This is a genomic window from Aliterella atlantica CENA595 (assembly GCF_000952155.1).
Classification (GTDB): Bacteria; Cyanobacteriota; Cyanobacteriia; order Cyanobacteriales; family Chroococcidiopsidaceae; genus Aliterella; species Aliterella atlantica.
Genome location: NZ_JYON01000002.1, coordinates 70,482 through 90,285, shown reverse-complemented (window position 1 = coordinate 90,285; position 19,804 = coordinate 70,482). Strand labels below are relative to the sequence as shown.

22 protein-coding genes are annotated in these 19,804 nt (G+C 42.7%); 13 read left to right on the top strand and 9 right to left on the bottom strand.

From position 1 onward, the window contains the following. The first annotated feature begins 102 nt into the window (after positions 1-102). Positions 103-354 carry an acyl carrier protein gene (acpP, locus tag UH38_RS02945; RefSeq protein ID WP_045053135.1) on the top strand — a complete coding sequence of 84 codons (252 nt, stop codon included), beginning with the start codon at positions 103-105 and terminating at the stop codon, positions 352-354. On the opposite strand, the gene UH38_RS26620 is transcribed toward acpP, so the two are convergent. Further along, entirely contained in the window at positions 341-508 is a 168-nt protein-coding gene (locus UH38_RS26620; protein ID WP_160295924.1) for a hypothetical protein, read from the bottom strand. The two genes, acpP and UH38_RS26620, sit on opposite strands and share 14 nt — an antisense overlap. On the opposite strand from UH38_RS26620, the gene fabF reads away from it, so the two are divergent. The 4 genes from fabF (at position 509) to UH38_RS02925 (ending at position 4,821) form a co-directional block, all read left to right on the top strand. Further along, complete coding sequence (fabF, locus tag UH38_RS02940) at positions 509-1,759, top strand: beta-ketoacyl-ACP synthase II (RefSeq protein ID WP_045053134.1); 1,251 nt, start codon at positions 509-511, stop codon at positions 1,757-1,759. A gap of 201 nt (positions 1,760-1,960) precedes the next feature. Continuing rightward, positions 1,961-3,991, top strand: a complete 2,031-nt coding sequence (gene tkt, locus UH38_RS02935; RefSeq protein ID WP_045053133.1) for a transketolase — start codon at positions 1,961-1,963, stop codon at positions 3,989-3,991. 123 nt (positions 3,992-4,114) lie between these two features. Beyond that, a complete protein-coding gene (locus tag UH38_RS02930; RefSeq protein WP_045053132.1) occupies positions 4,115-4,408 on the top strand; it encodes a hypothetical protein in 294 nt (97 codons plus the stop codon). 5 nt (positions 4,409-4,413) lie between these two features. Then, on the top strand, positions 4,414-4,821 hold the full coding sequence (locus UH38_RS02925) for a type II toxin-antitoxin system VapC family toxin (protein WP_045053131.1): 408 nt from the start codon (positions 4,414-4,416) through the stop codon (positions 4,819-4,821). Here the strand turns inward: UH38_RS02925 and UH38_RS02920 are convergent. Genes UH38_RS02920 through UH38_RS02910 form a run of 3 tightly spaced genes read right to left on the bottom strand, consistent with a single transcriptional unit; the run spans position 4,813 to position 7,106 of the window. After that, complete coding sequence (locus tag UH38_RS02920) at positions 4,813-5,370, bottom strand: hypothetical protein (RefSeq protein WP_045053130.1); 558 nt, start codon at positions 5,368-5,370, stop codon at positions 4,813-4,815. The two genes, UH38_RS02925 and UH38_RS02920, sit on opposite strands and share 9 nt — an antisense overlap. Then, a complete protein-coding gene (locus tag UH38_RS02915; RefSeq protein WP_045053129.1) occupies positions 5,361-6,188 on the bottom strand; it encodes a DUF692 domain-containing protein in 828 nt (275 codons plus the stop codon). The genes UH38_RS02920 and UH38_RS02915 overlap by 10 nt, the downstream gene beginning before the upstream one ends. A gap of 3 nt (positions 6,189-6,191) precedes the next feature. After that, complete coding sequence (locus UH38_RS02910; RefSeq protein WP_045053128.1) at positions 6,192-7,106, bottom strand: TIGR04222 domain-containing membrane protein; 915 nt, start codon at positions 7,104-7,106, stop codon at positions 6,192-6,194. Positions 7,107-7,317: 211 nt separating this feature from the next. On the opposite strand from UH38_RS02910, the gene UH38_RS02905 reads away from it, so the two are divergent. The 8 genes from UH38_RS02905 (at position 7,318) to UH38_RS02870 (ending at position 16,244) form a co-directional block, all read left to right on the top strand. Then, positions 7,318-7,977, top strand: a complete 660-nt coding sequence (locus UH38_RS02905; protein WP_045053320.1) for a TIGR00266 family protein — start codon at positions 7,318-7,320, stop codon at positions 7,975-7,977. A gap of 11 nt (positions 7,978-7,988) precedes the next feature. Continuing rightward, positions 7,989-8,666 carry a TIGR00266 family protein gene (locus tag UH38_RS02900; protein ID WP_045053127.1) on the top strand — a complete coding sequence of 226 codons (678 nt, stop codon included), beginning with the start codon at positions 7,989-7,991 and terminating at the stop codon, positions 8,664-8,666. A 34-nt stretch (positions 8,667-8,700) separates the two neighbouring features. Then, positions 8,701-9,402 (top strand): TIGR00266 family protein, encoded by a 702-nt coding sequence (locus UH38_RS02895; protein WP_045053126.1) that lies wholly within the window; start codon positions 8,701-8,703, stop codon positions 9,400-9,402. A 46-nt stretch (positions 9,403-9,448) separates the two neighbouring features. Then, positions 9,449-10,261, top strand: a complete 813-nt coding sequence (locus UH38_RS02890; protein ID WP_045053125.1) for a M48 family metallopeptidase — start codon at positions 9,449-9,451, stop codon at positions 10,259-10,261. Between the two features lie 93 nt (positions 10,262-10,354). Continuing rightward, on the top strand, positions 10,355-11,080 hold the full coding sequence (locus UH38_RS02885) for a GUN4 domain-containing protein (protein ID WP_045053124.1): 726 nt from the start codon (positions 10,355-10,357) through the stop codon (positions 11,078-11,080). Between the two features lie 320 nt (positions 11,081-11,400). Next, a complete protein-coding gene (locus UH38_RS02880) occupies positions 11,401-13,020 on the top strand; it encodes a GAF domain-containing sensor histidine kinase (protein ID WP_045053123.1) in 1,620 nt (539 codons plus the stop codon). Positions 13,021-13,135: 115 nt separating this feature from the next. Further along, complete coding sequence (locus tag UH38_RS02875; protein ID WP_045053122.1) at positions 13,136-14,551, top strand: IctB family putative bicarbonate transporter; 1,416 nt, start codon at positions 13,136-13,138, stop codon at positions 14,549-14,551. A 268-nt stretch (positions 14,552-14,819) separates the two neighbouring features. Further along, complete coding sequence (locus UH38_RS02870; protein ID WP_045053121.1) at positions 14,820-16,244, top strand: NADP-dependent isocitrate dehydrogenase; 1,425 nt, start codon at positions 14,820-14,822, stop codon at positions 16,242-16,244. Positions 16,245-16,299: 55 nt separating this feature from the next. Here the strand turns inward: UH38_RS02870 and UH38_RS02865 are convergent, their stop codons facing one another. The 5 genes from UH38_RS02865 to UH38_RS02845 form a co-directional block, all read right to left on the bottom strand. Continuing rightward, a complete protein-coding gene (locus UH38_RS02865) occupies positions 16,300-17,415 on the bottom strand; it encodes an LptF/LptG family permease (protein ID WP_045053319.1) in 1,116 nt (371 codons plus the stop codon). Positions 17,416-17,602: 187 nt separating this feature from the next. Beyond that, complete coding sequence (gene lptB, locus UH38_RS02860) at positions 17,603-18,331, bottom strand: LPS export ABC transporter ATP-binding protein (protein ID WP_045053120.1); 729 nt, start codon at positions 18,329-18,331, stop codon at positions 17,603-17,605. Continuing rightward, positions 18,331-18,837 carry an LptA/OstA family protein gene (locus UH38_RS02855; protein WP_045053119.1) on the bottom strand — a complete coding sequence of 169 codons (507 nt, stop codon included), beginning with the start codon at positions 18,835-18,837 and terminating at the stop codon, positions 18,331-18,333. Before UH38_RS02855 ends, lptB begins: the two co-directional genes overlap by 1 nt. 123 nt (positions 18,838-18,960) lie before the next feature. Next, on the bottom strand, positions 18,961-19,353 hold the full coding sequence (locus UH38_RS02850; protein ID WP_045053118.1) for a DUF309 domain-containing protein: 393 nt from the start codon (positions 19,351-19,353) through the stop codon (positions 18,961-18,963). Then, complete coding sequence (locus tag UH38_RS02845; protein WP_045053117.1) at positions 19,350-19,715, bottom strand: ferredoxin thioredoxin reductase catalytic beta subunit; 366 nt, start codon at positions 19,713-19,715, stop codon at positions 19,350-19,352. The genes UH38_RS02850 and UH38_RS02845 overlap by 4 nt, the downstream gene beginning before the upstream one ends. Between the last annotated feature and the right edge of the window lie 89 nt (positions 19,716-19,804).

Sequence of the window (19,804 nt, the reverse complement as noted above, 5' to 3'; positions counted from 1 at the left end):
GCACAATTAATCGGTGTATGCGATCGCTCTTAACGATAAGATAAATATGCTTAAAATGATGCAATCTTAATTAGAACTAGCAGTCGATCGAGGAATTTGTTTATGAACGAATCAGAAATTTTTGACAAAGTAAAAGACATCGTTACCGAGCAATTGAGTGTTGAAGCCGCCAGCGTTACGCCTCAAGCGAATTTTGCTAACGATCTAGGTGCTGATTCTCTAGATACTGTGGAATTAGTCATGGCTCTAGAAGAAGAATTTGATATTGAAATTCCTGACGAAGCAGCCGAACAAATTACCACAGTACAACAAGCAGTGGATTATATTAGCAATAAAGTTGCTACATCTGCTTAAAAGCGAAGGATAAATTCAAGCTTGGCAAAAGAGCGATGTAGCGCCAATTAAATGCGATCGCTCTTGCTGCTTTACTGAAATATAATTCGCCACACCCCAAGTTATTTAAGATTTCCTGCGTTATTGGCGAGTAGTCGCTGGATTTAACTGACATATGACAGATTTTGCCAGAAAACGAGTTGTTATCACAGGTGTTGGTGCGATTACACCTGTTGGCAATAATCCCCAAGCCTATTGGGAAGGATTGCTCAATGGACGTAGTGGCATCGGTCCGATTACGCTATTTGATGCCTCTAAACACAAGTGTCGGATTGCTGGAGAAGTCAAAGGATTTAACCCCGAAGACTACATAGATGCTAAAGAGGCGAAACGGATGGATAGGTTTGCACAATTTGCTGTAGCGGCAAGTTTGCAAGCAATTGGTGACGCGCAGTTTGAAATCAATGAGTTAAATGCCGAACAAATAGGCGTAATTATTGGCACTGGAATTGGCGGCATCAAAGTATTAGAAGACCAGCAAACGGTTTACTTAAATCGCGGACCAGATCGCTGTAGTCCGTTTATGGTCCCAATGATGATCGCTAATATGGCAGCAGGATTGACAGCAATTCAACTTGGCGCTAAAGGACCGAATTCATGTCCGGTAACTGCTTGTGCGGCTGGTTCTAACGCGGTAGGCGATGCTTTTCGGCTAATTCAGCAAGGCTACGCTCAAGCGATGATTTGCGGGGGTACTGAAGCGGCGGTAACACCGTTACCATTTGCTGGATTTGCGGCAGCAAGAGCGCTTTCAACCCGCAATGACGACCCAACTCGCGCTAGTCGTCCGTTCGATCGCGATCGCGATGGCTTTGTCATGGGTGAAGGTGCGGGCATTCTCATGTTAGAAGAACTCGGACACGCTATTAGTCGGGGAGCGCGAATTTATGCAGAAATTATTGGCTACGGTTTGACCTGCGATGCCTATCACATGACATCCCCCGTTCCTGGTGGCGAAGGCGCGACAAGAGCGATTCAGCTAGCGATGAAAGATGCAGGTATTAGCCCAGAGCAAGTAAATTATATTAATGCTCATGGCACGAGTACAGGCGCTAATGACCCAACAGAAACAGCGGCGATCAAAAAAGCGCTAGGCGATGCAGCTTATCAAGTAGCAATTAGTTCTACTAAATCAATGACCGGGCATTTGTTAGGCGGTTCAGGCGGGATTGAGGCTGTCGCAACCGTCATGGCGATCGCTAACGACAAAATTCCGCCGACAATTAATTTAGAAAATCCTGACCCAGAGTGCGATCTAGATTACGTTCCCAATCAAAGTCGCGCGGCAAAAGTTGATGTTGCTTTGTCCAATTCCTTTGGATTTGGCGGTCATAATGTTACTTTAGCCTTCAAAAAGTACGTATAGCCTTACATCGCAACGTATTACGTCAATAAAAAGTTAATGGAGTTTGCTTAAATAACTAAAATAAATTGCTCTTAAGAAAGAAGGCTTGTCCGTCAACCCACCTAATGGGATGATCGGTAATATGTGCTTAGGGCAATCTAAATATTTCAAGTTTTAGTCCACCTAACTAGCTTGCTAAATCGTCGTTAAAAACAAGAGACTATGGCTGTTGCAACCCAATCCCTCGAAGAACTTTGTATTAACTCGATTCGCTTTCTGGCAATCGATGCTGTAGAAAAGGCAAAATCTGGACATCCAGGCTTGCCAATGGGCGCGGCTCCCATGTCATTTGTGCTGTGGGATCGCTTTATGCGCTTCAATCCCAAAAATCCAGCTTGGCTAAATCGCGATCGCTTCCTATTGTCCGCAGGTCACGGCAGTATGTTACAGTACGCCCTGCTTTACCTCACAGGCTATGAGGACCTGACGATGGATGATATCAAGCAGTTCCGTCAATGGGAATCGAAAACTCCTGGACACCCAGAAAACTTTATGAATCCTGGGGTAGAAATTACCACAGGTCCATTAGGTCAAGGTATTGCTAATGGTGTGGGGATTGCAATGGCTGAGGCTCACTTAGCTGCTACTTTCAACAAACCTGGTTTTCCGATTATTGACCATTACACCTATGTAATTATGGGTGATGGATGCAATATGGAAGGGGTGGCTAGTGAAGCTTGTTCTCTAGCTGGACACTTGGGACTTGGCAAACTAATTGCCCTGTACGATGACAACCATATTTCGATTGAAGGTTCTACTGACCTTGCTTTTACAGAAGATGTTGGTAAGCGCTATGAGGCTTATGGCTGGCACGTTTTGGTTGTAGAAGACGGCAATACCAATATTGATGCAATTCATCAAGCAATTGAAACCGCCAAGTCTGTCACCGATAAGCCGACAATGATCAAAGTCCATACGACTATCGGTTATGGTTCGCCTAATAAAGCTAATAGCTATGAAGCTCATGGCGCGGCTTTAGGCGCGGCAGAAGTGCAAGCAACAAGAGAGAGCTTGGGATGGAACTACGAGCCTTTTGAAATTCCAGAAGATGCTTTAAAGCACTGGCGTAAGGCAATTGAGCGCGGAGCGAAGTATGAGGGAGATTGGAATGAAATGTATGCTCGTTATAAAGAGCAGTATCCTCAAGAAGCGGCTACTTTAGAGCGGATGCACGAAGCCGAACTTCCCCAAGGCTGGGAATCTGTTTTACCTAAGTACACTCCAGAAGACAAAGCTGAAGCTACCCGCGTCCAATCAGGTAAGGCTCTAAATGCTTTATCGGCGGTTTTTCCTGAATTAATTGGTGGTTCGGCGGATTTAGCTTCTTCTAACAATACGTTGATTAAAGGTGCGGGCGACTACCAGAAGGGACAATACCAAAATCGCAACCTCCGCTTTGGCGTGCGCGAACATGGTATGGGCGCTATCTGTAACGGTTTAGCGTTAGATGGTTCGGGCTTAATTCCTTACTGTGCTACGTTCCTAGTCTTCACTGACTATATGCGGGCGGCTATTCGTCTGTCGGCGCTGTCAGAAGCAGGCGTAATCTATGTCATGACTCATGACTCGATTCAGTTGGGTGAAGATGGTCCAACTCACCAACCGATTGAACACGTCAATTCGCTGCGGATGATTCCTGACTTGTTGGTAATGCGTCCTGCTGATGGTAACGAAACTTCTGGCGCTTATAAAGCAGCGATTGAAGCAGCTAAAGGCAAGAAATTTGGTCACAAAGTTCGCCCAACAGTGATTGCTCTATCACGTCTTGCTCAACCTAACTTGCCTAATACCTCGATTGAAGGTGTAGAAAAAGGTGCTTATATCCTATCGGATAGCGATGGTACGCCAGACATCATTTTGATGGGTACAGGTAGCGAAACTCAGCTTTGCGTCAAAGCAGCGGAACAGTTACGCGGCGAAGGTAAGAAAGTTCGGGTAGTTTCGATGGTTTGTTGGGAGCTATTCCAAGACCAAGATGAAGCTTACCGCGAATCTGTACTACCCAAAGCTGTCAAGAAGCGGGTATCTGTGGAAGCAGGCGTTACCTTTGGCTGGTGTCGCTATGTTGGTGATGAAGGTGTCGCAATTGGTATCGATACCTTCGGTGCTTCCGCACCTGGTCCTGTCTGTATGGAGAAGTTTGGCTTTACTGTAGACAATGTAGTAGCTAAAGCAAAATCTATTTTAGGCTAATACTTCGTTAGTTCTTAATCGTAGAAGGTGGGCATTTGTCGCCCGCCTTTTTTATTAGCAACTAACTACATTTAGGTAAAGTTGATAAAGTAGTTGTATATACAAGCAAACCTGGAGGATGTTATGTACGAAGTCTCTCAAGAAAAAGATATATTCTTAGTTCGCATATCGTCAATAGTTAATAAATTGATCGATAGTAACAGCTTTTACCAAGAAAAGTTAGACAGAAATGAGATGGTTCAAGATTTAGTAGACTTGTTTAAACAGTTTTCGTTAGAAGAGTTTACAACTATTACTGATGATGATTTAACCCGCAGAATTAATAGAATTTTGACATTAGAAGCGGTTGCTGGAACATTAAATGACTTAACTCCAGAACAAATGGCAATGTTTGATGAAGCAGTAGAAGGTAGATAGCCAGCATGGACTATTTACTGGATACTAATATAGTTACAGCTATATTAAAAAGAAATGTAACAGTAAGAAGCAAGTTAAGGCAGGTGGAATCTCAAAGCAAAGAAGCGTTCATAAGTTGCGTAACTTATTATGAAGTCAAAAGAGGACTATTGTACGCAAAAGCTACGAGACAATTATCTGAATTCGATGAACTGTGTAAAGAATACAGATTTGTACTATTAGACGACTTAGAGATTATTGAAAAAGCAGCAGAAATTCATGCAGATTTAAAACGTAAAGGTACGCCTATCCAAGATGCGGATGTATTGATAGCGGCTACCGCAATAGTGAAAGGATTGATTCTAGTTTCTAATGATTCTGATATGCGTAGAGTTGTAGGTGTAACGGTTGAGGATTGGTTAAGTTTAGAATAAAAGCGATCGCACTTGCATACACTTGAGTTTCCCTCGCTGCGATAGTCTAAACCAAAGTGCTACAAATGGTTGCTGTAAATGCCCTTCACTACTATTAACAGCATAACGAAAGCGACGTACTAACAAGAGTTTATTTGGTTCAGCAGCTTCTAACCAAGCTTTTTCATACCTAACTAAATCTAGTATCCAATCTGGCGCAATATTAGCTACTTTCTCAATATAACTAGCAAATGCGATCGCATCTAGTAAATGCTTTTTGATTCCTTGAGGGATATAAGTTTCTGCATATTGCCAAAATAACTTAGAAAACTCCTTATCTAGAGCTTTTGCAGTCATTGGTAATAGTTCGCGTACTTCCCCTAGGCGCTTGCGTTTCAAGGAAGTAGCAAATAAATTAACTGCTGGCGCTGATAGTTGCGCTAGTTGCTGGATTTGAGTTGTATTTAGTCCTAATTGCGCGCCTACAGCTTCGGGATTCGTGAAAAAGCGCGATCGCAATTCTGCATTAGTATAGAGTTGCGCGAGTATTGGCTGTAATGCTAATTCCATCTGTGATACTGTCTGCCAATTTCCCTTGCGTGTTCTAGTTCGGCTGCTAATTGACTAAACGCTGGCAAGTTTTCATCTCTTTCTAACACGACTCCTTTAACTGGAGCGCGAGATACAACCTCATCCATAAGTTTCCATATTTCTAGCGGTGTAGAGTGGGAATGACTGTCAATGAGTACGCCATCGTGCCAATGTCCACCCACAAAGTGCAATTGCACTACTCGCTCTAAAGGTAATTGTTCAAGAAAGCTACAGACATCATTATCGTGGTTAACAGAGTTAATGTAGAGATTGGTTACATCTAACAGCAAACCACAATCAGAACGCTCAACTATTTCTGTCAAAAACTGAGCTTCAGTCATTTCTGCGCCAGGGAGTTGCAGCATATAAGTGATATTTTCGAGAATTAACGGCACGTCAATATAACGGCGTACTTGTGCAATATTACGACAAACTACATCAATCGCTTCCCATGTATAAGGTAGCGGTGATAAATGTCCGATATCTATTCCCCCAGCTTTAGTAAAGCAAATATGTTCGCTCCACCAAGGAGGATTTAGCTGTTTTACTAATCTAGCAAGTTTGCTGAGGTAATCAGTGTCTACACCTTCAGCACTACCCAAAGATAAATTAATCGCGTGGGGAATTAGGGGAAAGTGAGCGGCTAATAATTCTAATTCTTGCTCCTTTTGGATAGTTGCATCTAAATAATGTTCGGCAACAATTTCCAGAAAGTGTACTTGCTGTTGATGCAAAAATAACTCGCTGCGGAATGGTTCGCGAAAACCAATACCTACACCTAATGTTGGTAGAGACATAAATTAGCTCCCACAGCCGCCACAACCACCGCCGCAACCGCTACCGCAGGAACTACCGCATCCACTACCACAAGAACTACTGCAACCACCGCTAGAACTACTAGAACTTGACGATGTAGCAAACATTTTGCGGTAGGAGTCGTAAGGACTACCCATAAGTGCATTCACGCCAAAGAGTGCTACTAATAAGTCGTATTCGCTTGCAGAAGGAGATACGCCGTTTTTTGCCTTTTGTTTTAATTGCTCGAATACTGCCTGAAGTTGGTGCAAATATTTTTGTCCTAAGTAGCTTAAGCGCGGAGGTGAATAGCAAATAACTTTCAGCATGATAAAAGCAAGCACAGTCATGATGACAAGAAATGCCACATTATGATGCCCATTAATCAAGGCGGCTAAAAACTTATACCCGCCTAAACCAAGAATAATTGCACCCCCAATTAAACCCGCTTGTTGTGCTGCCGAGCGCCAATCTGGTAAATATAATAATTGCCGCTCTTGTAAAATTTGCTCGTAACCCTGGCAGTATGGTTGTACTTGGCGGTATAGTTGCCAACCAATTTCTGTACCTAGACGCGGCTCAGTAAACCAGGCAAATACTTCTTGCTCCAGTGGTGTTAATTGTTCGATATTGGGATAATTGGAACTTCGTGCGATATTTTCCTTATTAACCTGTAAAAAACGGCGCTGAATTAGATTGAATACAACTGAATTAGTAACCCGTCTTTCCTCACCCTGCAAGTAGGCAATTTCGTAAGGATTAGGGTTAATAGGAATCAATGGGACAGGTAAATTTTTAGTGACATCTGCTACCGATACCATCAGCCAGCAGACTCCTAGTGTTATAGCAATGACAACGCTATACAGTTTCAGAAAATCCGGTCCATACATTTCTGCTAGCGGGTTATGCAAAATATCCATCAAAAGTTCTCCTTGTAGGAGTCTTACTTAAATCTATTTAAGTATTATATCTAACACTCTATATAAGTAACTTTGCTACATACACAGATGAGTGTGTTGTTTAACTTATAGCTTTAGGCGTGTAAAAGTTTTCATTTCTTTACAAAGACTGGACGATCGCATTACTCATAGAACATATTGTATGCGTCCCCCCACAGAAGTAATTTTACTTGTGAAGACTGAAATTCGCTATAAACCAGCCTTCGCGGCTATTTTTTTGACTCTAAATCCAGGTGAAAGCATTGTTGCTGAAGCTGGTGCGATGACTAGCATGGACGCACAATTATCGATGCGGACTGAATTTTCTGGTGGATTTATCCCAGGATTGATAAAAAAATTCTTTGGTGGTGAATCTTTATTTGTAAATGTTTTTACTAACGAAACCAAATATCCACTAACTTTGACTTTAACTCAATCGATTATTGGCGATATTGACAGAATTGATTTAAATAATAGTGAAATTTGCTTTCAACCTGGGGCTTATATTGCTCATACTCCTGGTGTGAAAATGGGCGTACAATGGGCAGGTTTTTCTAGTTTCTTTGCTGGAGAAGGATTATTTAAGCTTAAACTTAGTGGCAAAGGTAGAGTATTTTTTGGTGCTTATGGTGGCATTACTAAAAAACATATTAGTAAAGACTTTGTAGTTGATAGCGGTCATTTGGTTGCCTACGAACCGCAAATTAAAATGAGTATTGGACTTAGCGGCGGTATCGTTGGTTCTGTAACTTCCGGCGAAGGATTAGTAAATAAACTTTCTGGTACAGGCGAAATTTATTTGCAATCTCGCAGTATTGACGGCTTAGTTAGATATTTGCGTCCCAAACTTTAGTATTAACCACAATGAATATTGAAATTTTACATCAACCAGATAGTGCGATCGCCAAAATTAATCTAGATTCAGGCGAGGAATTAGTAGCCGAAGCAGGCTGCATGATTGCTATGAGTGGCTATATAAACGCCAGCACTACTTTAAGACAAGGTAAAGGCGGCGGAGTTTTGGGAGGACTTAAACGTTTAGTTGCTGGCGAATCATTATTTTTAAGCGTATTTCGTTCGCCAAAAGCAGGCGGTGAAATATTCCTTGCACCTAAATTTATGGGTGATATTTTACATTACCCAGTTACCGGAATGGGTTTAGTTGTGCAATCAAGTTCTTACTTAGCTAGCGAATCAGATGTTGATATTGAATTAGGTTTTCAAGGATTTCGGTCTTTATTTTCTGGAGAATCGCTATTTTGGCTAAATATTACTGGTAGCGGTAACGTTATTCTCAGTTCATTTGGAGCAGTTTACGCAGTAGATATTGATGGCGAATTTGTAGTTGATACGGGGCATATTGTCGCTTTTGAGAAGAGTTTGAATTTTGAAATTAGCAAAGCTGGTTCTAGTTGGGTAGGTGCATTTTTAGGTGGAGAAGGCTTCGTTTGTCGCTTTAAAGGGCAAGGAAAGGTATTTTGTCAAACTCATAACCCTGGAGCATTTGGGCGGGCTGTAGGCTCTAAATTGCCGCCCAGATAAGTGAAATAAATTACACAGTATAGGAGTTAAATAAATGTTAGTAAACAATGAAATTGCTTACGAAATAGAACACGCACCTGCTTATGCTTCCTTGCGACTCCATCTCAATACAGATCAAACTGTACTTGTAGAGTCTGGTGGTATGGCAGCGATGGACTCATGGATAAAAATGAAGTCCAAAGTCAAGGGCGGATTGATGAAGGGATTGGGGCGAATGCTAGGTGGTGAATCTCTATTTTTGAGTGAATTTACAGCCGCAGAAAAAGCGGGAGATTTATATATTTCTCCTGGAGTTCCTGGAGATATTCAGCATTATTATTTAAATGGTAATGGTTTAATGGTTCAGTCTTCTGGATTTGTTGCTTCTAGCCCTACCGTTGAAATTGATACTAAGTTTCAAGGCTTCAAAGGCTTTTTTAGTGGAGAATCATTATTTTTACTCAAAACAACTGGTACGGGCGATATTTGGTTTAGTTCTTATGGCGCAATTGTTGAAATTCCGGTTGTTGGTGATTATGTAGTTGATACAGGTTATATTGTTGCCTTTGAAGATACTTTAAATTACAGCGTTGAAATGCTGGGCGGCTTGTCATTCAAAGGATTGAGAACGGGGATATTAGGCGGTGAGGGGCTAGTTTGTCGTTTTCGCGGTGAAGGGCGTTTGTGGATACAATCGCGCAAGCTAACAACTTTAATTAACTTCTTAAATCCTTTCCGTCCTACTAAGAGTAATTAGAAAATTCTAGCTACTGTAATTAATAAAATAGTTACTCAAAATTACGATGTCCTCCAAATCAGCAAATTATAGCAGTCGCAATCCACCTCCTAGCAATCGCCAATTGCTGATTGTTTTCGGCATATTTACAGGCTTGATAGTAGGTGTAATTTGGTTAGTCATGTGGGTTGCAAGTAGCCTAATATGGCTAATTCCTCCTAGCGTCGAGCAACAGTTAGGAGCGTTGATAGTTCCAGCATACGAACGGCTTGCAGCACCAACACCCGCCCAAAATACCTTAAATGAATTACTAAATAGATTAGAAACAAAATTGCCTCCAGAACAAAGGCAAAATAGAGATTATCAAGTGCTGTATATTCCCGAAGATACAGTTAATGCTTTGGCGATACCAGGCGATCGCATCATCATCTATGCTGGTTTATTAAAGCAAGCACAGTCCGAAAACGAACTGATGATGGTGTTAGGGCATGAGTTAGGACATTTTGCCCATAGAGATCATTTACGTAGCTTAGGGCGTTCGGTATTGATGCAGATCGCGATCGCTTACTTTTTAGGCGATGCTGGTTGGATACAGTCAGCCGCCGCTTCAGGAATTGCAGCTATTAGTAACGCCCAGTATTCCCAATCTCAAGAAAGCCAAGCAGATGAGGTAGGTTTGACACTATTGCAAAAAACTTACGGTCATGTCGCTGGGGCAACTGACTTTTTTGCTAGGCTAAGTCAAAAGCAAAAAGTAGATGTAGACTTTTTAGCGACTCATCCCGCACCAGGTAGGCGGGTGAAAGAGTTGCAACGGTTAATCAAGCAGCAAGGTTATCAACTAGGTAACAAGTCACCTTTACCGCCAACTCTGCGATAAAAGTCAAAGCAATGAATGCTCGCGTGCGATCGCGCGCCCAATTATAGTTAAATTAGAGATCGTTGTAACGAGCGCATCTTTAAAGTAAAGGGCATGACTAATCCCCCCACCGCCTCAAATCAGCAGACTGACTTTTCTGCTCTTTGCTTGCAGTTAACTAATGGCTCGGAGAAAGTACAGCAACAAACGCTCCAAAAGCTAGCTACTTTAGGCAATGACGGCGAAAAAGTTTTGATGGATTTTTTACTCCAACCTCGCCTGCAGTCTCCTACCTGGATTGACGGTATAGCCTACCAAGCCCTACGCAGCAGCGATTCGCCCGCGGTGTCAGCTTTTCTTGAGGCTAATTTTCCTCTAGGTATTGTGCCGCTTAACTCGGAACGCGGTATCGATTATACTCAACTGCAACAATTACTGATTAGCCAAGACTTTCAAGCTAGCGATAAGTTAACTCTACGCTTGCTGTGCGAGTTAGCAGGCGAGTTAGCACTGCAAAGAAAATGGCTGTATTTTACTGAGGTTGAGAGCTTTCCGATAACTGACTTGCAAACTATCAATACCTTGTGGCTAGTTTACTCAGAAGGTAAGTTTGGCTTTTCTGTACAACGCGAAATTTGGCTAGCTGTAGGTAAAAATTGGGAAAAATTATGGAGCCAAATTGATTGGAAAAATGGCAATAACTGGACTCGCTACCCAAACGAGTTTACCTGGAATTTAACTGCACCTAAAGGTCATCTACCTTTATCCAATCAACTGCGCGGAGTGAGAACAATTTCTGCGCTCCTATCTCATCCTGCTTGGACTACAGCTAACAAATAATCGCATTTACCTATTAGTTTGGTAGATACCACTCAGCCAATAGGTAAGATTACTTTGGCTAACTTTGTAAACTTTTTTACATATTAGTTCGCTGCTATCTTGCCTAGCTGTCTAGCTTAAACCACGATCGTACTTATCATCCTATTGCCAACCCCCACCAGTAATAACTTAGAGGTAAAAATAGAAATTTCCGAATAATTTATACGAATGTTGTTCATCTTGGCTCAACTTAGGGAATCTTAAGAGCAATGGAGCAGCCTTTTTAAGAGGGCGATTGATGAAATACATATTGTTTGGCGAGTGTCAAGGTAGGGGTGGCAATGGTAGAACCTGAAAATAGGCTAGTTTGTCAATTAGTCAATTCGGGAGTTGAGGGAGATCGAGAAGAACAACGGCTCAAAGCATTGGTAGATTTAGGGTTATTACAAACTCAGACGATACCAGTATTTGAGGAAGCGACTCAAACTGCTGCTGAATTGTTAGATGCACCGATTTGCATCTTAGGATTTATAGATCGCCACCGCCATGCGTTTAAGGCGGCGGTGGGCTTGTCGCGGCTGGGTTTGATGAATAAAATTGCTCAGGAACGACAATTGCCTCGCCCTGAATCATTCTGTAGTTATGTAGTAGAGCAGCATCAAGTTTTAGCGATCGCCGATACTCTCCTAGAGGCAGATTTTGCCCACAAGGTTCTAGTGCAGCGCTACGGTATTCGTGCTTATCTAGGAGTACCACTTACAGATACAGCAGGCAACTGTTTGGGTTCTATTGCCATTATGGAGCAATCACCCCGTACCTTTACGCCCAGAGATATCCAGTGCTTGGAACTAATTGCTCGTTGGAGTATGAGCGAATTTGAGCGCCAATGGCTTGTCACAAACCAACCAACTACAGCTACGCACCTAGAAGATCATCGGCTCTTAGTTCCATCACCTCATAGCCAACAAAAGATATTAACTAGCTCGTTACCAGAGGTAGTAGAAATTAGCCCTGATTCTGCAACAAGCATCGAAAACTCGACTCAGCAAAAAGTGCTGGCAGAAAATATTGTTCCGGAAACTCTACGCGTCAAACTAGAACTATTGGAGCAGATAATTCAAGAGCTAAGAACGCCCCTGACATCTGTACTCGGAATGGCTACAGTGTTGGCGCGAGAAATTTACGGTCCGTTGATGAATAAGCAAAAAGAATATTTAGATGTAATTCAAAAAAGCGGTCGGTATTTGCTGTCATTAGTTAATGAAATTTCTGAATTAGGCGCAATAAATAGCAATCTTGAAGCCCTTGACCTTGCGGATGTAGATATTGAAATGCTCTGCCAGCACGTCACTCATACGCTGGAAGATGCAGCCAAACGCCGAGATCACCAACTGCGCTTATTTGTAGAACGCGACCAAAATCGTACTTGGATTTTAGATAAAGAAAAAGTTAAGCAATTACTATATCACCTAATTTTTAACGTTATTCAATCGGCAACTCCTGGTAGCACGATCCGCATTCACGTTTTCCAGTTATTAGACAAACAGAAAAAAATTACTGTTTCTGTCTCTCATCCTTGGTTGGAAGAGGGGTTAGGGCAGATCGAACCTTGTCTGTTTGCGCTGCAAACCTCAACTACAGCAAAAATTGCCAGCAACGACGATTGGATCCTAGCTACACAAGTTGATAGTCCGCTCGATATGTCCTCAGAGGAAGAAGTTTTATTAGCAGCAGGCGATCGCGCCTGTGAAGTAAGTACCCTCGATGCAGAGATAGTAACTCAACCTAAAGAGAAAGATAAATCCCTAGGTTTGAGCGATCGCAGTAATTTGCGCTTATCTCTTAGCTACCAACTCGCACAACTACACGGAGGCAAAATTTCTATAGAGTTAATCCCTGACTCCGGCTACCGCTATACAATTGATTTGCCCCACCTAGAGAAAGTTAAAAATAATAATTAGCTGCTAATAACGTTCATTTTTATGCATAATTAGGCTTGAGCAAAATAGCAGCGATTTAGGGCTATGTCTCGGTAGAGGACACCTTAACCGACCCATCTCCCGATCTTTCTTCAATATGAATTTACTCTGGCAACAATTTACCTTATCTAATTTGCCTCTACAACAGTGGCAAACAGCAAGCTATTTACACCGCATAGTAGGGCTGCTGCGCCAATGGCGGCAAAGCAGTTGGCTAATGCAGTGGGCTGAACCACTAGGAGCATTATTAGTAAGTTTGGTATTTGGGCTAGCGCCTTTTGTATCCAACGATTTAATTAAAGTGCTACTGCTTGCTTGTGCTGGTTTTTGGGTACTACTGACTGTATCTGACGATATCAAAACCAAAGCAACGCCGATTCATTGGCTAGTTTTGTTGTATTGGGGAATCGCCACAGTAGCTACTGCTTTATCACCAGTAAAGGCGGATGCTTTTAGCGGGTGGTTAAAACTAACTTCTTATTTATTATTATTTGCTTTATCTGCGCGAATACTGCGATCGCCGCGATTGCGATCGCTGATTGTGACTATTTATCTGCACGCAGCCCTAATTGTCAGCGTCTACGGCGTGCGGCAATGGTTTGATGGGGTAGAACCTTTAGCAACTTGGAACGACCCAACTTCTACTCAAGCAACGGCTACGCGAGTTTATAGTTATCTTGGCAATCCTAATTTATTAGCAGGTTATTTATTGCCAGCGCTGATCCTCAGTATCATGGCAGCCTTTACTTGGCGCGGCAGAATTCCTAAAGCTTTAGCTGCGATCATGGTTGCTGTTAACGGTGCTTGTATGGCTTTTACAGGCAGTCGCGGCGGTTGGATTGCGACTACAGTTGCCTTAATTGCCTTGGTAGTATTGTTACGTTATTGGTGGGCGCAGTATTTGCCGCACTTTTGGCGCAAATGGTCGATCGCAATATTTGTTGGTAGTTTTGCCACTTTGTTACTAGCAGCGATAGTAGTGAGCGAACCAATTCGCGATCGCGTTTTTAGTATTTTTGCTGGCAGAAATGATAGTAGCAATAATTTCCGCCAAAACGTTTGGGCAGCCGTATTTGAGATGATCCGCGATCGCCCAATTATTGGCATCGGTCCAGGTAATGAAGCTTTTAACAAAATTTATCCTCTCTACCAACGCCCTCGATTTACCGCTCTAAGTGCTTATTCAGTATTGCTAGAAATTGCTGTAGAAACTGGTTTAATCGGCTTAAGCTGTTTTATCTGGCTGCTTGTAGTTACCTTCAACCAAGCTTGGTTGCAATTGCAAAGGCTGCGACAAACTGGTAGCAGCGAGGCATTTTGGCTAATAGGAGCGATCGCTTCTATGGCAGGTATGCTAGCTCATGGCGCTGTAGATACAGTTTGGTATCGTCCTGAGATTAATACTGTTTGGTGGCTAATGGTGGCTTTAGTTGCAAGTTACTACGTTGCTAGTACATCGCCAGTTAAAAATAGCTATCAGTATTTATCTGCTAGAGAGAATATAGGGTTGTAGTGGCAAAAAATTTGTTTGCTTATAAAGCTGTTAACAAGGCACAAACTTCTGTCAAGCTAAGAGCTATTGTTTAAAAGCTACGTGCCTCTGTCAAGTCGCAAAGCGGCAATTCGTAATTCGCGCATTACAATCAGTGCCACTGCTTGAACCCACCACGCAATTGTTGACCACGCTCATCAAAGATTTGGAGTTCGCAAGTACCCTCTTTAATTACGAATTACGAATTACGAATCACGAATTATTCTGGTCATTAGGAGTTTTGTTGAGAATGTACGAGAAGATCGTCCCCCCCGATACTGGTGCTAAAATTACCTTTAGTAATGGCGAACCAATAGTTCCAGATAATCCGATTATTCCTTTTATTCGCGGTGACGGTACGGGAGTTGATATTTGGTCTGCTAGCCAAAAAGTATTTGATGCGGCGGTAATGACTGCTTACCAAGGCAAGCGCAAAATTAGCTGGTTTAAGGTCTATGCAGGAGATGAAGCTTGCGAACTATACGGCACTTATCAGTATTTGCCCGAAGATACGCTGCAAGCAATCAAAGAGTATGGTGTGGCTATTAAAGGTCCTTTAACGACACCTGTAGGCGGCGGGATTAGGTCGCTAAACGTAGCTTTAAGACAAATCAACGATTTGTATGCCTGCGTGCGTCCCTGCCGCTATTATCCAGGTACGCCATCACCGCATAGATATCCTGAAAAGCTAGATGTAATTATCTATCGGGAAAACACCGAAGATATTTATTTAGGTATCGAATGGAAACAAGGCAGCGAAATTGGCGATCGCTTAATCAAAATTCTCAACGACGATTTAATTCCCGCCACGCCAGAACACGGCAAAAAGCAAATTCCGACTGATTCAGGCATCGGGATTAAACCAATTAGCAAGCATGGTTCGCAAAGATTAGTCCGTCGGGCAATCAAACACGCCTTAAGACTACCCAAAAATAAGCAAATGGTGACTTTGGTACACAAAGGCAACATCATGAAGTACACTGAAGGCGCTTTCCGCGATTGGGGTTACGAACTTGCGACTACTGAGTTTCGCGCCGAATGCGTCACCGAACGCGAGTCGTGGATTTTGGGCAATAAAGAAAGCAACCCAGATATATCTTCAGAAGCAAATGCCCAACAAATTGAGCCAGGATACAAAGCTTTAACACCAGAAAAGCAAAAGCAAATTTGCCAAGAAGTAGAAAAGGTATTAACTGATATCTGGGCAACTCACGGCAACGGGCAATGGAAAGATAAAGTAATGGTCAACGATCGCATTGCTGACAGTATTTTCCAACAACTGCAAACCAGACCAGATGAATACTCAATTCTTGCCACCATGAACTTGAACGGAGATTATTTATCTGACGCCGCAGCAGCAATCGTCGGCGGCTTAGGGATGGGTCCTGGAGCCAACATTGGCGATTCATGCGCTGTATTTGAAGCAACTCACGGTACAGCACCCAAACACGCCGGATTAGACAGAGTAAATCCTGGATCGGTGATTTTGTCGGGCGTAATGATGCTGGAATATATGGGTTGGCAAGAAGCCGCCGATTTAATTAAACAAGGAATTGGGGATGCGATCGCCAATCGTCAAGTTACTTATGACTTAGCAAGGTTAATGGAACCACCTGTAGAGCCTTTGAAGTGTTCGGAATTTGCCGAAGCGATTATTCAAGCCTTTAACAAGTAGCCGTAGGGTGCGTTTTGAAAACGCACCCTACCAATCGGCCTGCTCCCCTAATCCTTCACTTTGCGGCTTTTACCAACAACAACCCGCCTGCTGTTAATCCAAAAACAGTAGGCAACCAGGCTGACATGATGGGAGATAAAGCGCCGCCTACACCAAGGGCGCTGCTAATAAAGCTGAGGAGGTAGTAGCTAAAAATTACTACGATACTGACACCAAAACTTGTCGCTTTTCCCGAACGTCTTTGCGGCTTAGTTCCTAAAGCTGCACCGACTAAACCAAAAACTACACAGACAAACGGTAAAGAAATTTTTTCTTGGATGCGGACTTTGAGCTTGCGGATTTTTTTCTCATCTCCAGCCAAACGCATGAGTTCTAGCTGTTGGAGCGATTGGGCAATATTCATCTCCCCATAGTCGCGCACCTTACTTGCCAAATCTAGAGCAGTACGGGGCAATTGCAACTGCTGATGGGCAAAACGTAAGATATTGCGGTAGGAATTATCTGGGGCTACTAAATAGATAGTGCCATTGAAAAAATCCCAAATATTTTGGCTGCGGTTCCAAGCAGCAGAATCAGATACGACAATTTGATTTATACCTTGTTCGGAGCGATCGACAATAACTAAGCCTTTCATTTGCTGACCGTCAAACTGATCGGCATAAAATAACCGCTTTAAAGTTTTAGTTTTTTCACCATTAGGCTGCTTAACTTCCTCATACTCTGGGTAGATAATATTTTGCTCGTTCAAGGCTGGCTTATCTGACTTTACTGCTTTGTCTAAAGTCACAGTTGCTTGATAGTTAGCCGCAGGTACAACTTGCTCGTTAAATAGAAAAGTTATGCCTGTAACCATAAAGCTCAAAACAATAGCAGGTAGCACTAAGCGATAAATACTTACTCCACAGCTACGCAAGGCAATAAGTTCGCTATCGCTAGAAAAACGACCGTAAATCATTAAAGCAGCTAGCAGCGTGGACATTGGGAACGCTAAAACCACGAATGATGGCAGTTTGAGCAAAAATACATTGAGAGCAACTGTTATCGGTAGTCCTGACTCGACAACTTTTCGCACTAAGTCAAATAAGATCCCAACAGCTACTCCTACTGATGAAAAAGCACCTACACCAAATAAAAACGGCATCAATAGTTCGCCAGCAATGTAGCGATCCATTAATGAAGGTATAGGAATTAGCGATTTAATCGATTTGTAGCTAGTTAATGTCATTGGCAGTTGGAGTATTGAGTGCAGCGAACGCAGATGGACGAGGCAGTACGCTCAAAGCGGCTTTGCCGACTTGTAGCACCTGCCATGCAGATAGACGCAGATAAGACAGGGGAGATTTGATTTACTTATGTTTTTAGACTTGGAAGTTGTCGCCTAAGTAATACTGACGTACTAGAGGATTGCTGTATAGTTCTTCGGCGTTACCGAAGGCGAGGATTTGTCCTTCTCTCATAATGTAGGCTCTATCGGTGATAGCTAGCGTCTCTCGGACGTTGTGATCTGTGATTAATATACCGATTTGGCGATCGCGTAATTTCTCTACCATTGCCTGAATCTCAGCTACAGCAATTGGATCGACTCCTGCAAATGGTTCGTCTAAGAGCAAAAACTTTGGTCCTTCTGTACCTGCGGCTAAAGCTCTTGCTAGTTCCGTACGCCGTCTTTCGCCGCCTGAAACTTCTATTCCTTTGGTATTGGCTACTTTCTCTAAGCGAAACTCGCGCAGGAGGTTATTTAATCGTCCTTGCCATTCTCGGCGGGGTACGTGGGTTTGCTCTAGCACTAGCAAAATATTTTCTGCTACGCTTAGTTGCCGAAAAATACTTGCTTCTTGAGCTAAATACCCGATTCCTAGCTGCGCTCGTTTGTGAATTGGTACATCGGTTATATCTCGGTCGTTGAGCCAGACTTTACCTTGATTGGGCTTTTCTAACCCTGTGGCAATGTAGAATGTTGTGGTTTTGCCTGCACCATTAGGACCTAGCAATCCGACAACTTCCCCTTGAGATACTGACAAATTGACGCGATTGACGATCGCGCGTTTGCCGTATGATTTGTGGATGTTCTCTAAGATAATTTTCACTATCTAACGGACTTTTGCGGGGTGGAATTAGGCTTAAACTGAGGTGTTGTTGGCGCTGCTTGTGGCGTAGTTGTGGGATTAGGATCGTTAACTAGATAGATTGATTCTACTTGTCCGTTGGCTTTGGGTGTAGCAATAAATCTGCCTTCGTCAATCAGATAAGTAACGGTTTCCCCTTGAATGCTGTTGCCTTGCTGCAATATATAGACGTTGCCGCTTAACACAATTCTCCGTTCGCGGCTAAAGTATTGTGCTTGGGCGGCGGTTGCTTGAATTTGTCTGGCGGGGTAGAACATTTCTACATTACCGCGTGCAGTAATTACGCCTGTTTGAGAATTGGCTTCTTGAACTTGAGCGCGTACAGTTAAGGCGCGTCCGTCATTTGCTGGTTGACTTTGGATTTGCTTGGGTTGAGTAAATGCGATCGCGCTGGCGGCTACTGGGATAATTAAAATACTGCTTAAGCGGCGCATCCAGGTACTAATTGATAAATAAGAGGACTTCATAAGGTAAAGCACGACACGATCGATTTAGATATTTGCAACGCTAGCTAGTTTAACTGCATCGCTATAGTTGTTTTACATTAATGGACGGATTGTATGGGCTTAAAGTTTCAAGAGCAAGAGTTATTAGCTATTTTCCGCTTGCATAGATAAAGCTATCTTAGGTAGATGCAAAGATTCAATGTTAATTTCTGCAAGTGTATCTTTCTGTTGCAGGATAGAAAGTAACGTAGCTCCAGCAATTAATAGCTCATCTACATCTATACCTAAATAACTTGCTGGGTAGTTCCTAAGTTTGTTAATTCCTTCTCCTAACAAAATTACTGCGCCGCGCAAGTTGGAATTTTCTAAATGGTATAAAGCTACAGCAATTTGTAAAACTGCTTGATAAAAGGTTTTTTGAGGCTGAGGAGCTTCCATCCATATAGCCTCTAGAGTATCGTGGCAGGCGTAGAACTGCTCTTGGTTAAACTGTTCTACACCCTGCCAAAATTCGTCTGGCACTACGAACTCGCTCATGCCATAGTTTCTCTGACAGTTTTGATTTCATCTAAGCCGATGTCTTGTTTTTCCCCAGCAAAATCATTGTCTGGTGTGAGAAACAGCATACAGTGGCATTCTTTACGTTCGCGCATAGGTACGCAAGGACAATTCCAGAAAGTGGCGTGTACTTCTGCTTCTTTGTCTTCATAATGGCGACACGGACATAGAGGTGCGCCTAAGTCATCTTTATGTTTGGCAAGTCCTTCAATTACCACAGCAGTTACCGAAGGTTCAGCACAGAAGTAAGTTCCAGTACGCTTGGCGTAAGTTTGGGAAAACTGCCACATCGCCTCTAGATTTTTATCGCTCGATAGTTTTGAATTTTCTGTTGAATCCATAGTAAAGGGGTTTGTTAGAGGTAAGTTGCTATGTTTGCATTTTACCTTAGAGCGAGTAGGGGATGTAGAGACGTAGCAGTGCTACGTCT

Bases quoted from the DNA above. Each gene is read 5' to 3' on its own strand.
- acpP (WP_045053135.1), top strand. From the start codon at position 103: ATGAACGAATCAGAAATTTTTGACAAAGTAAAAGACATCGTTACCGAG.
- UH38_RS26620 (WP_160295924.1), bottom strand. From the start codon at position 508: ATGTCAGTTAAATCCAGCGACTACTCGCCAATAACGCAGGAAATCTTA.
- fabF (WP_045053134.1), top strand. From the start codon at position 509: ATGACAGATTTTGCCAGAAAACGAGTTGTTATCACAGGTGTTGGTGCG.
- tkt (WP_045053133.1), top strand. From the start codon at position 1,961: ATGGCTGTTGCAACCCAATCCCTCGAAGAACTTTGTATTAACTCGATT.
- UH38_RS02930 (WP_045053132.1), top strand. From the start codon at position 4,115: ATGTACGAAGTCTCTCAAGAAAAAGATATATTCTTAGTTCGCATATCG.
- UH38_RS02925 (WP_045053131.1), top strand. From the start codon at position 4,414: ATGGACTATTTACTGGATACTAATATAGTTACAGCTATATTAAAAAGA.
- UH38_RS02920 (WP_045053130.1), bottom strand. From the start codon at position 5,370: ATGGAATTAGCATTACAGCCAATACTCGCGCAACTCTATACTAATGCA.
- UH38_RS02915 (WP_045053129.1), bottom strand. From the start codon at position 6,188: ATGTCTCTACCAACATTAGGTGTAGGTATTGGTTTTCGCGAACCATTC.
- UH38_RS02910 (WP_045053128.1), bottom strand. From the start codon at position 7,106: ATGGATATTTTGCATAACCCGCTAGCAGAAATGTATGGACCGGATTTT.
- UH38_RS02900 (WP_045053127.1), top strand. From the start codon at position 7,989: ATGAATATTGAAATTTTACATCAACCAGATAGTGCGATCGCCAAAATT.
- UH38_RS02895 (WP_045053126.1), top strand. From the start codon at position 8,701: ATGTTAGTAAACAATGAAATTGCTTACGAAATAGAACACGCACCTGCT.
- UH38_RS02890 (WP_045053125.1), top strand. From the start codon at position 9,449: ATGTCCTCCAAATCAGCAAATTATAGCAGTCGCAATCCACCTCCTAGC.
- UH38_RS02885 (WP_045053124.1), top strand. From the start codon at position 10,355: ATGACTAATCCCCCCACCGCCTCAAATCAGCAGACTGACTTTTCTGCT.
- UH38_RS02880 (WP_045053123.1), top strand. From the start codon at position 11,401: ATGGTAGAACCTGAAAATAGGCTAGTTTGTCAATTAGTCAATTCGGGA.
- UH38_RS02875 (WP_045053122.1), top strand. From the start codon at position 13,136: ATGAATTTACTCTGGCAACAATTTACCTTATCTAATTTGCCTCTACAA.
- UH38_RS02870 (WP_045053121.1), top strand. From the start codon at position 14,820: ATGTACGAGAAGATCGTCCCCCCCGATACTGGTGCTAAAATTACCTTT.
- UH38_RS02865 (WP_045053319.1), bottom strand. From the start codon at position 17,415: ATGGATCGCTACATTGCTGGCGAACTATTGATGCCGTTTTTATTTGGT.
- UH38_RS02855 (WP_045053119.1), bottom strand. From the start codon at position 18,837: ATGAAGTCCTCTTATTTATCAATTAGTACCTGGATGCGCCGCTTAAGC.
- UH38_RS02850 (WP_045053118.1), bottom strand. From the start codon at position 19,353: ATGAGCGAGTTCGTAGTGCCAGACGAATTTTGGCAGGGTGTAGAACAG.
- UH38_RS02845 (WP_045053117.1), bottom strand. From the start codon at position 19,715: ATGGATTCAACAGAAAATTCAAAACTATCGAGCGATAAAAATCTAGAG.